Source organism: Virgibacillus kekensis, assembly GCF_042654125.1.
GTDB lineage: Bacteria > Bacillota > Bacilli > Bacillales > Amphibacillaceae > Lentibacillus > Lentibacillus kekensis.
In genome coordinates, this window is sequence record NZ_JBHSFU010000004.1 from 534196 (window position 1) to 548891 (window position 14696).

The 14696-nt window shown below is 32.0% G+C and carries 13 protein-coding genes and 1 pseudogene; all 14 read right to left on the minus strand.

From position 1 onward, the window contains the following. Positions 1-6 precede the first annotated feature (6 nt). Positions 7-1291 (minus strand): annotated as a pseudogene (locus tag ACFO3D_RS06880) (nucleotide sugar dehydrogenase). A gap of 177 nt (positions 1292-1468) precedes the next feature. Next, positions 1469-2902 (minus strand): lipopolysaccharide biosynthesis protein, encoded by a 1434-nt coding sequence (locus ACFO3D_RS06885; protein WP_390294140.1) that lies wholly within the window; start codon positions 2900-2902, stop codon positions 1469-1471. A gap of 127 nt (positions 2903-3029) precedes the next feature. Next, positions 3030-4139, minus strand: coding sequence for a glycosyltransferase family 4 protein (locus ACFO3D_RS06890; protein ID WP_390294142.1), 1110 nt, complete (start codon positions 4137-4139; stop codon positions 3030-3032). Then, positions 4124-5302: a glycosyltransferase family 4 protein gene (locus tag ACFO3D_RS06895; protein WP_390294144.1), complete on the minus strand. Its 1179-nt coding sequence runs from the start codon at positions 5300-5302 to the stop codon at positions 4124-4126. Before ACFO3D_RS06895 ends, ACFO3D_RS06890 begins: the two co-directional genes overlap by 16 nt. Before the next feature lie 2 nt (positions 5303-5304). Beyond that, a complete protein-coding gene (locus ACFO3D_RS06900) occupies positions 5305-5820 on the minus strand; it encodes an acyltransferase (RefSeq protein ID WP_390294146.1) in 516 nt (171 codons plus the stop codon). 43 nt (positions 5821-5863) lie between these two features. Next, positions 5864-7108: an O-antigen ligase family protein gene (locus ACFO3D_RS06905; protein ID WP_390294148.1), complete on the minus strand. Its 1245-nt coding sequence runs from the start codon at positions 7106-7108 to the stop codon at positions 5864-5866. Further along, positions 7109-8212 carry a glycosyltransferase family 4 protein gene (locus ACFO3D_RS06910; RefSeq protein WP_390294150.1) on the minus strand — a complete coding sequence of 368 codons (1104 nt, stop codon included), beginning with the start codon at positions 8210-8212 and terminating at the stop codon, positions 7109-7111. It abuts the gene before it with no gap. 48 nt (positions 8213-8260) lie between these two features. Next, complete coding sequence (locus ACFO3D_RS06915) at positions 8261-9361, minus strand: lipid II:glycine glycyltransferase FemX (RefSeq protein ID WP_390294152.1); 1101 nt, start codon at positions 9359-9361, stop codon at positions 8261-8263. Positions 9362-9403: 42 nt separating this feature from the next. Next, positions 9404-10459: an aspartate aminotransferase family protein gene (locus ACFO3D_RS06920; RefSeq protein ID WP_390294154.1), complete on the minus strand. Its 1056-nt coding sequence runs from the start codon at positions 10457-10459 to the stop codon at positions 9404-9406. Position 10460: 1 nt separating this feature from the next. Continuing rightward, positions 10461-10979: a GNAT family N-acetyltransferase gene (locus tag ACFO3D_RS06925; protein WP_390294156.1), complete on the minus strand. Its 519-nt coding sequence runs from the start codon at positions 10977-10979 to the stop codon at positions 10461-10463. Beyond that, positions 10976-11629, minus strand: a complete 654-nt coding sequence (locus ACFO3D_RS06930; RefSeq protein WP_390294158.1) for a sugar transferase — start codon at positions 11627-11629, stop codon at positions 10976-10978. The genes ACFO3D_RS06925 and ACFO3D_RS06930 overlap by 4 nt, the downstream gene beginning before the upstream one ends. Beyond that, positions 11629-12744, minus strand: coding sequence for a DegT/DnrJ/EryC1/StrS family aminotransferase (locus ACFO3D_RS06935; protein ID WP_390294160.1), 1116 nt, complete (start codon positions 12742-12744; stop codon positions 11629-11631). Before ACFO3D_RS06935 ends, ACFO3D_RS06930 begins: the two co-directional genes overlap by 1 nt. 394 nt (positions 12745-13138) lie before the next feature. After that, complete coding sequence (locus ACFO3D_RS06940; RefSeq protein WP_390294163.1) at positions 13139-13483, minus strand: type II secretion system protein; 345 nt, start codon at positions 13481-13483, stop codon at positions 13139-13141. Positions 13484-13794: 311 nt separating this feature from the next. Then, on the minus strand, positions 13795-14676 hold the full coding sequence (gene galU / locus ACFO3D_RS06945) for a UTP--glucose-1-phosphate uridylyltransferase GalU (protein ID WP_390294165.1): 882 nt from the start codon (positions 14674-14676) through the stop codon (positions 13795-13797). Positions 14677-14696: the final 20 nt, after the last annotated feature.

Here is a 14696-nt window from a genome sequence, read left to right on the forward strand (position 1 = left end):
ACCTTTCTATAGCAGCTCAATATTTTCTCTATTCGTTATATCTTTCATTGCATTTTTTGTATCGAAAATAGCTTTTGCGTGCTGTTGTACAAGGTCATAATCAACTATAGTATGATCTGCTGTTTCCATAACAAGGTCTGCGTTTCCGATAATTTCAACTGTCAATTCCGTTTCACCTTTTATAACTTTTCCATGAAAATTATACTCTGGTATATAAGGGGCAAAGTAAACAACATCTGCGCCTTCTTTTTCTAATTCATCAATTACCCTAAGAGCAGCACTCTCTCTATAGTCATCAATATCTTTTTTGTAAGCTACACCAAGTACAAGGACTCTAGATCCATTCATAGCTTTCTTGTATCCATTTAAGATTTTGCTTGCTCTCTCTACGCAATATTCAGGCATCCGGTCATTTACCATCATAGAGGATTCAATCATTGATGTATGATAGCCATATTCACGTGCCTTCCAAGAAAGATAGTATGGATCTAGTGGGATGCAATGCCCTCCAAGTCCTGGTCCAGGGTAAAATGCTTGGAATCTATACGGCTTTGTTAATGCAGCGTCAACAACTTCCCAAAAATTTATCCCCATTTTATTACTGAGAATTGCAAATTCATTTACTAAACCAATATTAATATTTCTGTATATGTTCTCAAGAATTTTTTCCATCTCCGCTACTGCTGGTGAAGGCACACGATGAATAGGCGCTTCTAAAATACTCTCATAAAGTGCCGCCGCAACATCTGTGCATCTATCTGTGCATCCGCCAACTACTTTAGGTTTATTTTTTGTTTTAAATGTCAAGTTACCAGGGAGAATAGGCAAGAAAGAAGTCCTCACCACATTTCAATCCAGGTTCCTCAAGTATCAGCTTTAAAAGTAAAAGTTCTTCAGTTGTTCCAGGATAAGTTGTTGATTCTAACACAATTAACATATCCTTATGCATGTAAGGTACAATACTTTTTGCTGAAGCTTTTACATAACTTATATCAGGTTGCTGATACTTATCTAGAGGAGTTGGAACACAAATACTTACACAGTCTGCTTGTGCAACTTTTGCAAAATCAGTAGTAGCTGATAAATTCCCAGAATTGACAAGAGACTCAAGGTCTACCAATGTAGTTTTTCCCTCATTAACCATTTTCACTTTAGTGTCTTGTACATCGAACCCTATTGTTTTATAACCTGCTTTTACTTTTTCAACAGCTAACGGAAGGCCTACATAACCTAGCCCAATGACTCCTAGTTGTGCAGTTTTGTTTAGTAGTTTTTCCTTTAAATAAATCACTAGTTAAAGTAACAGTATTCATAAATATTATTATCCTCCTTCTAACATATAGAATGACTTATCTGCTTAACAATTTATCATTTATACAAATAGCATATGGCTTCTAAAATTTGTTATTAATATACCTGACATTGCTGGCAAATCAAGTATAATCTCAATCGTAAAAAAAGAATTAAGCTACCTAGAAATTGAGTTAATTTTTATTTCTTTTCTATTAAAAATAGTTTTTATAATTGTTACCGAATACTTTAAAGCTTTTATGTTTAGTAAGCATAATAACAATATAAAAAGCAGATTTAATATTAGACTATCAAACAATAGTGATACTGAAGCTACAACTATCATTAATACTGTATTATAAATATAAATTTTTATTTGAAATTTATGCCACAGCCTCCTAGATATCATTGTTCTAAGCCAAAAAAATGCTATATATGAAACTCCAGTTGATATTGATGCACCCAGAGCTCCATATTTGGGCACTAAAAGGAAATTACCAAATAGATTTAGGATTGCAACAGCGACTGAAATTAAAATGTTATAATTTGTTTTCCGCTTAAAAGCTATCCCCAAAGAGGTACATTCTGACATTGTATACATCAAAGGAGAAAAAAGTAAAAACGGCACGCTTAAAGCTGCAACTGAATATGGACCTCCTAAAATTTGTATTATCAAATCCTTAAATGATATTATTCCAATGAAAATAAGGCCCATATAGAAAGCTACGAGTTGTCCTACTTTCTCGAATTTATTATTTGAAACTTTATTTTCATACCACCTATATGCCGTCGGAATCCAAAAAGTAGCAAATGCCTGTTTAAAGATTGCTAAAATCGCAACAATTTTAAATGCGACTGCATATATACCTAATTCAGTGAAAGTAGACCAATATTTTAATGCAAGTCTGTCCATCGAGCTAAAAACCCATATGATAATTGTCGCCGGTACCAATGGTAAACCAAAGGCCAAAAGCTTCTTTATTAACACCTTATCAATTTGGAATATGGATTTCCAATCTTTAAAAGTACTTAAAAATTGAATGAGTGTTACTACAAGCAAACTAAAAAATGTAGCTTTAATTATTCCTATAAAAGATTTATCATAATAAAACAATATTATTATCAATATTATTGCTTCTAGGAGCTTAATCAAAATTGTGTATGCAGAATATAATTTAGCTTTTTCCTGAATTCTAATTTTCAGCAAGCTAAACCTATTGACTATCGCTAAAATCAGTGAAAATGATAGATAAAAAATTGCTATAAAATTTATTTCACCGAACAAAAGCATAGATATCTCTTTATAGAAAAACAATAGCGTTACACATAAAACCACAGAGAATGTAAGTGGTAATATAACTGCATTTGCAAAAACTTTACGTTTATCGGGATTTGAATGATACTCTCTTAAAAACGATTGATCCAATCCAAAATAAATAAATATAGAACCGATAGTGTAGGCAAGGGTGTACATAGATGCTTTCCCAAACTCACTCGGCGAAACAAAATAAGTAGTTATTGGAACTATAATCAGACCTATAAGAGCCGCTATCGATGGTCCTAAAGAAAAAGAGAAGAACCTACTTACCAACCGCTTTAAACTATCTTCCACATTAATCTAATCCCCTTAATTTTGTTTTAGTAAAAAGTTGCTTAAATTAAATTCCTTTTTTAGATTTTTAAGTATGAAAATGAATGGAACGGGCATAAAAAATAATTTCAAAACCTTCATATTGATTTTATTGGGACCAGATTTCTTTGATATGTTCAGCATAAGAAGAAATTTTAAAGTTTTTTATTGCGAATTCCCTAGACCTCGTAGATATTTCACTCATCTTTTTGCTATCGTTAGTAAACTTAATAGCCTCAACTAATCTGTCAACTAGTTCAGCAAGTTTTAAGTTCGTTAACATACCAAAATTCTCATCAATAATTCTTTTTGTATCACCAACATCTGAAGCGATGATATAATTTCCAGAAGATATCGCCTCTAGTAGCGATTGCGATGGATAGTTTTCCATTTCCTGGAGAGATAAGAATATTCTTGATTTTGGAAGTATGTTACTTAAATCAACATTTCCAGTCATTTTTACAATGTCCTCTAAATTATGGTTTTTTATATATTCCTCTAAATTTGAATATAGAGGTCCACCTCCTGCAAAGATAACCTTATAATTATTTGCTCGTATAATAGTACGACATTCATTAATCGATTTTATTGCTAATACTGGGTTCTTTTGTGCAATCAATCGCGATGCAAAGACTATAACCTTATTTTTGTTATCTGAAGGCTGGAATTTATCTAGGTCTGTAAAGGAGTTCTCTGGATAAAATATTTTCAAATCTTTTGACGTCGAAATTTCTTGTGATATTTTTTTGACATTTTCAATATAAGAAGGATATAGACAATCGATCTTGTTAACTATTTTAAGTAACTTCTGAAAGGTAATTTTTTGCAATATATTCTTGTATTCGCCTAGGCAAAGATCATAAGAGTTTAATGACAAAATTAGCTCACAATTCTTCTTAATAAGTTTTAAATTTGTATATAAAAATATAAAAGAAGTATTAACTGTAATAAAATGTATAATATCAACATTTAATTTTGGTATTAAGGCTAAAACTTTTATATTGTTATTTATTTCAAATATATTAATATTCTTATTTATAAGATATTCAGCTTTAAACTTCTTTGTATTGCTACTTTCTCCTACTAATATGACACTAATTTTGTATCTTTTATCATTACTAATATAATTTATTAATCTTGCAAATCTTCTTTCAGCTCCACCATAGTTATTAGTAACTTTGATAATAAAGCAGATATTCTTCATTAATTTTTCCACCATTCATTTACATTCTTCTCTCCGTTCTTTCCTATATCAATTAGATCATTCAAAAACCTTTCACTAGAAAATCTGTGGCTAACTATTTGGCTTACTTTTCTCATATCAATGATGCCCTGTTTAACTTTAACGACCTTTATTACCGCTTCAGAGATTTTTTCGATATTAGTTTCAGTATGTTCACCTAGGTACATATTATTGGAAGCCCATTTAAAAATATATTCTGGGCCACCTTTTGCACACGTCACAATCGGTGTTCCAGTTTTTAAAGCCTCCAAAAAAACATTTCCAAAACTTTCAAAGTAGCTCGTATTTAGTAACAAATCACTATTTTTAAAGAACTTTTGAATGTCTTCTTTATTTTGGTATCCATGAAATGTAACAATATTATCCATTCCAACTTTTTTGGCATATTTCCTTAATGTTTTTAACTCTGGTCCTGAACCTATAATATTATAATTAACATCGTAACCTTTATTCATTATATTTTTAACTACTTCTAATGATAGTTTATAGTTTTTCGTATTTCTCAAGTAACCAATACTTAATATTGTAATCTTCTCATTATCAGCTCTTTTTTCAGCATAATGAAAATTACTATCATCAAATGCATTTGGTAAATATAATATTCTATTATTATATTTCTTTACAACATTAATTTCAGACGCCGTTTGCCTTATAACATAATCATATTTACCAATAAAATTAATTGATGAATATTTACGTTTATTTAATATATTATTTAATAACTTATTGTTTTCGTGGAGATGTAAGAAAAACCTACCCGTATCAGAATTTGATTTAAATATATCGATAAAAAACGCGTAATATAGGGTATTTACATGGATTATGTCGAATTCTATTTTATTTTGACTAAGAAAGCCCATTACTACTTTATTTATTATAGAAATGAACTTTTTATCAAAAGTATTTAATTTCCTTAAAATCTTATATTTTCTTGGAATTATAATTGAAATATCCGTGGTATTTTTATTTAATTCCACTTTATTAATCTCAATTTCTTTTTGTTTCTCATAACTAATGTGAAAAAAATAAACATTTTTGATATCCGCAAAGTTATCAACTGATGAGTAAAAATCCTGCATCCAAGCATTAGATTTATTTTTATATAAGGGGGAATAATGTGAAATACAAGCAATATTCATTATTATTCCTCCAACCTGTCAATAACCATTTTCGAACTTCTAACAAAGCTATGTGAAGGCACTGATTTATATACTGTTGTTCCACTAGCTATAATTGATTTTTCACCTATAATTACTTTTGGTAAAATAGTGACATTCGTCCCTATAAAGACGTCATCGCCAATAATGATATCACCATCTTTTTGAATGTTCATTTTTTCTCCCTTTTCATTATAGGATAGATCATGCCATCTAGTTACAAATGTTATTTTAGGAGCACATATTACGTTATTACCAAGTATTATCTTTCCTGTACCCGTTACATGTGAGTATGGCCCAATCCCAGAATTATTGCCAAGTTTTAATTTATTTAGCACATGATATGAAATAATAGTATGGTGACCTATTACTGAATTAAGTCCTAATTCAATACCTAATAATCGTTGAAAGTTCCTTCTAATACTTTTCCCTATACTATAACTGCCCCCAGGTATCTTTGAAAATAATAAACTATATACTATATATAATATTTTTTTCACAATACTCCTCCCAACAATGAAAATATTTTAAAGAAACATTGCTTCAAATCAATGTTTCTTTTCGAAATTCAAACTTACTACTAGTGTAATATTTCAGTAGTACTAAAAATAGTGCCCACATAAAAACTAATGCGTTATCAGATATGACTCTGCTAACTTGCATGGAAATTATTGGGAATAAGACAACGTAATACCTTATTACATTAGCCATAAATTTATCATTATATTTAATATTTTTTAAATTATCCTTTAATACAAAGAAATAATACAAAATCCAAAATATAAGCCCAAATATACCAATTTCAACAATGAATTGTATGATAATCGAATGTACATTCGTTGAAAAATAGTAATCTGAATTACCTAATCCAATACCGAGTGGATTACTATAAAATGTTTGAATTGCATTTGAATATAAGTCAAATCTTGGATCATTTGTTATATTTACTTGAGCATTGTCAAAGAAAACATTTATAAAATGTATGTTCGAATCAAAATAATTTTTTATCAATAACATGATTATAAATACTGAACAAATGCCATATAGTATGAGTTTCCAGTTCTTTCTCTTAAAGTCATACGTGTACTTCTTTATAAAAAATAGTGCTGTCGTGACTAGAAATACAACTAAAGAAAGCTTAGAATCGTTCATTATAAAAATAAAAAATAGTAAAACCTGTTGTGCTAATAGATACTTAGTCTTGTTTTTTTCTATCAAATTATACCCGAGTACAATTACATATAGACTAAGTAAAAACAACGATAAATTATTTCCATTGTAGAAAAATAAATAAGCTCGTTCGTAAATACTAAAACTGTTAATTTCATAAGGTACGACGATATGAAAGAATAATTTACCGGTTAAAATTTCATATACAGACATTATCCCAAAAACAATTAACATAATATTACATTTCTTATATAACTCATTTATAGAAATCAATCTTACTAATGCAGACAGAATGTAATAGTAAGCGAATGCTTGTAATACATACACAAGGTATTCAATATTATAGGTCTGTAATAGCAACATATTCAACAAAATGGTTATGAATATTGTTACGAAAATAATAAATTCAATTATTGTTATCTTATGTTTTAATATAAAAAAGACTACAAAACTCAAAAAAAACAATAATAAATAACTAATTCTTATTTCCCCGAAACTCGAGGAGAATATTTTGAAGAAAGTAGGGCCACGAAATAGTATGCTAAGGAGCAATAGAAAAAAAATCATGTTCTTATAGAATTGTTTCTTATAGATAACCATAGAATCCCCCAAAGGCATTTATGTTAAGTTAGTTTTCTGTATTATAGAGTTTATTTTATTAATATAAGCATCAACTACAATTTGTCTATCAAATTCTTCTTCTACTTTTTTTCTACCAGCAAGCCCCATCTGTATTTTTTTTTCATGATTTAACCTTAAAAAGGCTTCAATTTTCTTAATCAAGTCTTGGCTATTCTCTTGCTCAACAAAATATCCATTCACACCTTCATTTACTATCTCCCTACAACCACTTCTGTTTGTAGTGATAACTGGTCTTCCGCAAGAAGAGCTTTCAAGTAATACATTTGACATACCTTCAGGATAATATGTCGGGTGTACTGTACAGTGTGAGAACTTATGAAATTTTCTAACGTCACTTTGTAATCCATGATACTGAATAATACCCTTGGCTTGCATTTCTTTCAACTTAATTTCATAAGAACCTTCCAAGGCCCCTAAAATATGAAATTCTGTATCTGGATACTTCCTCTTAATGTACTCAGCAGCATCCAAATATTGATCAATTCCTTTTTCTTTCATCACCCGAGCAATAAAAAGAAATCTGATTACATCAGGTGGCGGATACTCCATAAATGAAAAGTGTAAAAGGTTAACTCCTGATCCTGGTAACAGTCTATGATTTTTAATGGCAAGCTTATCTTTAAGAAACTGTTGATTTTCTTTATTCTGAAAGAAAACGCAATTTGCCTTTTTTAATGATATTTTGTACATAAGCAAAGTGATTTTCTGCAGTATTCCTCCATTTTCAACCGCAGTTCCTAGCCCAGTAATATTCGCCAAGAATGGAACAGAATTCATTTTGCAAGCTATACCACCGTAAACATTAGGTTTAATTGTATATGTTAAAACTACATCTGGCCTAGTATTCTTAATGATTTTTCTATAATTTAATAATAATTTCAAATCAGTTATAGGGTTGGTCCCTTTTCTAGAAACAGGTGTATTAATAAATTTGCACCCAAGTTCTTGTAATTTTGGTATATAGTCTCCAAAAGGTAGTGAGATAAAAACTTCATTTTCCTTTACTAATTCCTCAATAAGCTCTTTTCTAAATTTAAATAACCCTACATCATTGTTCGCCAATATCAGGATTTTTGCCATCATTACTCTCTCCTAAACACTGTGGTTAAATAGACTCCAAATAGCGTCTTATCCTCTATAACTGGGGAAAAATTGTGTATTCTTGTTATAGCCAACTTCATTGTCTCTGATTTCAATTAACTCTCTATATTTTTTTTCATCGACTATTTTTCTACCAATTGAGAATTTAGTTGCTGAGTTTTTATTAAATACTTTTTTAAACTTATAAAGACTATCCTCTTTGCTTCCAAGTCCTCCACCTAAATGAAAACTTTTATAGTCATTTTCACATGCCCAACATGCAACTTCATATAATAATAAGTTTGATGGTGCCAGGTGTTGATACTCTCTATCAGACGCTGACAAGTGATAATGAACCTGTTCATTTGAATACAAAATCATCGACATTGCAATAATTTTCTCTTCATACATAGCGTAAAACATCAATGAGTTATATTTTAGATCGTTTAGAATGCTATTATAAAAATCTCTATTAAAATAGTAATAATCAAGTGCATTGTCTTTATCCATAGTTGCATTGTATAAGCCTATAAATTCATCAAACAAATTAGGTTTGCGACCCCAGAAGATTTCTACTCCTGATTTCATAGCTTTTCTAATCATATTTCTATTTTTGCTAGTAAAATTGTTCCAAATATGATCTAGTGAATTCAAATCTACTGTAATAGTATCTCCAAGAGTAGTGACATCATAGATACCTTTTAAATCTTCTGCATTGTTAAGAACCGGATGAAAACGAACAAATTCACTAATGATCCCCTCTTTTTTACATATAGAACTATATTTGTCATCGAGGTTTTTCAGGCTATCTTCCGTGACTTTTCCTTCTATTAAAAAACCTCCGTAACCATATGGGGTTGTTATATCATAATAGGTCTTGGAAGGTATTCTTCCAGCAAACCTACTATCAACAGATATATCTCTCTTCATTACAACATTTATTGCTTTAATATTTTCATCTTCATAATAGAAAAGCATTGGATTACCATCCCCGTGTATTTTAAATGCTTTGACATAATCTGAAAGATAGTATACATCATAATTATTAAAACCCTTTACAATCTGATCCCACTTCTCTTGTTCATCTAATCCAATTATTAAAAGGTTATATTTAGCCTTTTGTACTTCACTAATTGTACTTATAGACAATATTTGTTCACTCCCTCACTAATGGGTAACAATATTCTTGATTTATAGACTCTGAAAAATTGAAATTATCCTTTCCATCTCATCTAATCCATACCTTTGATCGCATGGTATTGAAAGAATAGTATTATATATATCTAAATTTAAATTAGTTTCTTTAATTTGATCAGGTATAGGCCAATGTACTGGACAATATATTCTTTCATCAATCAGTTTCTTCCGTACATCGTTCCTTTTCTCCTTGATTATTACTGGGTAAAACATTGGACATTCATATTTTGCCAAATGTTTAAATTGAGTTTCCAAATAACTAACACTATTTAACCCTTCCAAAAGCGCTCTGAAATTTTCTCTTCTCCTACTTACCAACTCATACCCATCTAAAGAATTAATTAGTTTCATCGACAAGCTATCAATACTATAAGGATTTAAATCTTTATCTAATAAAATTTCAGCATCGGAAAATTGATTTAGAAATAGACTTTTTAGACTTTCATCATTGGTTTTCATATAATTAGCTTTATTGACTAAAGCAGCTGTTCTTAACCCTGAAATTTCATCATTAGTAAATTCTGGTCTTTTAAGGTTTTTCTTAGGTGAAGCTAAAAAACCACCGCTAGGTACTCCAAACCATTTTCTAATACTTCCAACATAAAAGTCATTTTCCTTATATCTATAAAAGTGTGAAAATAAGGTATGCGTAACATCTTCAATAATTATAGTGGACTGTCTCTGAAAGTATTGAAGTACACTTAGTAGATTAAAATTAGTTTGAAAGCCATAGTATCCCATGTGGAGAAAAACACCAATGTTTTCATATACTTCAATACTTTCGATAATTGGTGATAGTTTTTCATCAACTTCATAAAAGTAACATGTGTATCCATCTTCAATAAAAGGGAGAAGTACAGAATCACAAATGTATGCCGGCAGAAGAACTGATTTATTATAAGGAGCGACTTGTTGTAATAATAAACTAATTGCCCCTCGACCTGATGATGTAAGGATAGAATCCCCAAAATTATTTAACCAATTAGGCATTCCTTTATAGGTGGTATCTTCTGGTATATTATCAATCCAAAACTCACTTCCAATTTCCATACTATCCCTCTTTTATAATTGAAAATGCTATGACATCATGATATTCGCCTTTTTTATAAATCCTATTCCTTAATACTCCTTCTTTTACAAATCCACATCTTTCAAACAGTTTTTGTGAAGCAATATTATAGGCATTAACATGAGCATAAACACAATTGAGTCTCAATTCATCGAATGTATATTTTATTAGAGTATTAATGGTATCAGCTCCGTAACCTTTACCTCTAGCATCGCTAATTAACTTGATGTGAATTTCCGCATTACCATTTTTATAATCAATATTTGATAAGATGGCTGTACCTAAGGTCTTATTATCTTTTTTATCACTGACCATACATCTTAAGACCTTTTCATTTAGCTTTTGCGCTCTAATCCAGTCTTCTTGATTTATACTAGAAACAGGAAAAGACCATCCTCCAAGCGAATACTCTGTTTCACTGTCGTTGATAATCCCTAGTAATATATCTTTATCAGACATCTCAATTGCACGTAAGAGTACTTTTTCACCAATAATATTCATTTTGAGGTACCTCCTAATTTTTTCTTTCTATATTTATCAAAGTCAGGTTGTGAATCAACACCACGTTCACCTATGTCGGCTCTTTTAATAGCTTTTAAGGTTGTTCCAAAGATAATTTTTATATCTCCAATAAATGTAATATTAGTAACATATTTTATATCATAAGAAAATCTTTGTTCCCATGAAGCTGTATTTCTTCCGTTTATTTGTGCTAAACCTGATAGCCCTGGTCTCACCGCATGTCTAATTCTTTCTTGTTCTGTGTAATAAGGTAAATACTGTACTGCTAATGGTCTAGGACCAATAATAGACATATCCCCTTTAAGAATATTAAATAGTTCCGGCAGTTCATCCAAAGAAGTCGATCTTAAAAGCCTACCAAACTTCGTAAGCCTTACACTATCAGGAAGGAAATTTCCATTTTCGTCTGTCTCATCGGTCATTGTCCTAAACTTATACATCATAAAAATTTCTTCGCTAAGCCCGGGTCTTTTTTGTTTAAATAGCACAGGGCTACCCAGTTTCGTTCTAACAAAAATAGCAACAACAATAAATATCGGACTAAGAACAATAATGGCAATCAATGATAATATAAAATCCAACGGCCTTTTTATAAATTTTCTATAAATACCACCTTTGGAATTATTCATTACTTAAACCACAACCCTTTAATAGTATTTGTAACTCTCTCCAAATCCTCATCCGTCATTTTCGTATCCGATGGTAAACAAACACCATTTTCAAATAACCTTTCAGCAACATCCGTTCCAACGAAATTATATTTCTCAAAGAATGGCTGCATATGCATCGGCTTCCACACTGGTCTTGATTCAATATTTTCTTTTTCAAGAGCCTCCATAATGTCGATTGGCCTTACCTTGCCAGTCAAAGTCATCGAGCTTAACCAGTAGTTTGGTTCATTCCATTCATTACTTGGCATGAATTCAACACCCTCAAGCTCACCAAGTTCTCTTTTATAGAATTCAAAAATATATCTCTTCTTCTCAACTCTCTTATCCAACACCTTAAGCTGTCCTCTACCAATACCGGCAACAACATTACTCATTCGATAATTGAACCCTAATTCGCTATGTTGGTAATGCCTTGCTTGGTCCCTTGATTGAGTCGCCCAAAATCTTACCTTTGCAATATGTTCTTCATTATTGGAAACTAGCATCCCACCACCAGAAGTAGTAATAATTTTGTTTCCATTAAAAGAGAAGATGCCATAGTCACCGAAAGCCCCTGTATGCTTACCTTTATAGTAAGTACCCAAAGACTCAGCAGCATCTTCTATTACTGCAACATTATGATTCTTACAAATCGCCATAATCTTATCCATATCAGCGGATAAACCATATAGATGAACAACGATGACTGCCTTTACCTCTGGATACTTTTCAAAAGCTTCTTCTAATGCTTTTGGGCTCATATTCCAAGTTTCAAAATCACTATCGATAAATACAGGAACTGCATTTTGGTAGATAATTGGATTTGCAGTAGCGGAAAAAGTAAGTGTCGGACAGAAAACAATATCCCCTTCTCCGACTCCTGCTGCTTTAAGAGCTAGATGAATAGCAGCCGTTCCAGAGGATAGTGCTGCAGCTGATCTAGAACCAACTTTTTCGGCAAGTTCTCTTTCGAACCCATTCACGTTTTCACCAAGGGGTGCAATCCAGTTTGTATCAAAAGCTTCCTTTATATATTGCATTTCAAAACCCTCATCACTCATATGTGGTGAAGAGAGGAATATTCTTTCTTTCACTTTTGTCGACTCCATCTTCTAGACTTCCTTCCCTTGTTAAGTTAATATTTTAGTAGATTAGGACTTAATTAAAATCTGTTATTATTCCTTCATTTCAATCAACTACTAAACCACTAAAATCGTTATCTACTTCTGATAGCCACCTCGTAATATCTATTCAATCTACCCGACAAATACGAAATAGATATTCTTGTATTCATCACCCTAAACCGTGTTTCTTCCTATTATATATACCATTCAAACAATCTATGATTCTCACTAAAAACAACTTAACCCCTTATCCCACAAGGTTTCTAGCAGTCTATCTAACAACGATAGTCAGTTCCACTTCACTATTCTATCCCAAAAAAGAAAGCCTAACCTTCAAGGAATAGGCTCAGAATAAACTTATTCATTATATAAAAGGCACTGCTTCAGTATCTTCCTTCTGATAATTTGAATGCACAGCACATAGCACTAAGCCGCCGCTATAAGATATCGCAAAGTGTTCCGGGCATAGGTCTTTATCATATTTATCTAAAAAGATTATGAATGATGCTACTGAAGGATCATCTCCATTTACGGAGAGTTCCCTTTCATATGCTTTTTCTGCCATCTCTCGGTTTGCATTGCAAACCTCTGCTTCTGCCTTTATTATCTGATCAGAGAACAGGGATACCGCAATTAAAACTACAATACTCAAAATAGCTAATGTGGCCAAAAGTTCAATCAACGTGAAACCATTTGTCTTTTTTCTCAACTTCACCCAACCGCCTATTTTCCATAGTATTTAATATTCTAAATATATTATTTACTATAGCTGTACCGGCGGGTTACATTATTAAAAATATAGGGGCATCCAACCCCACCTCACGCCACACTAATGACAACAAGTGTCTAAGGTGATATAACCCACAGCATAGCCGAGTGCCTCCACTGATATAGGTTAGGAGACATTACCTAATTTAAAACTTATTCAAAACTGGTTTCAAACAAAAGAAGGGTAAATAGTTTTGTAGTGACAAAGAGGTCAGGCTACATACTATTTAACCCTATTGTAACAACAGGATTTCAAACTTTTAATGCATTGTCTTTCATCAACTGCTCAAGATAGTTGTATAACTCATCTTTAATTTCATAATTTTCCAATGCCATTTCTATAGTTGTTTTAACAAAGCCGAGTTTCTCACCGACATCATACCGTTTACCTTCGAAGTCATAGGCATAGACTTTCTGTAGTTCGTTAAGTTTCTGAATGGCATCCGTTAATTGGATTTCACCACCTGCGCCAATCTCCTGCTGATCCAGAAAGGTGAAAATTTCTGGTGTGAGGACATATCGCCCCATAATAGCCAGGTTAGATGGCGCAGTGCCTTGTGCCGGTTTTTCAACAAAGTTATTGACCTGGTAGCGTCTTCCTTCAATGGTGCTTGGGTCTACAATTCCATAACGGTGTGTTTGAGTTTGCGGCACTTGTTGCACGCCGACCACTGAACTCTGTGTTTGCTCGTATTGCTCAATTAATTGCTTTAGACAAGGTGTGTCTGCCTGGACAATATCATCTCCGAGTAAAACGGCAAATGACTCATTGCCAATGAACTTTCGTGCACACCAGACGGCATGGCCGAGTCCCTGTGGTTCTTTTTGGCGGATATAATGAATATCCACCTTGGACGGCTGCTTCACCTTTTCCAATAGTTCAAACTTTTCTTTTTTAATCAGGTTATCTTCAAGTTCGAAGTTATTGTCAAAATGATCCTCAATCGCGCGCTTGCCTTTACCGGTAACTATGATAATATCTTCAATACCTGACTGAATTGCCTCTTCAATTATGTATTGAATCGTAGGCTTGTCGACAATTGGAAGCATCTCTTTAGGCATGGCCTTTGTTGCTGGCAAAAATCGTGTGCCCAGACCAGCAGCTGGTATAATTGCTTTCTTTATGGTTTTCACGTTCAGTAACCCCCTGTATA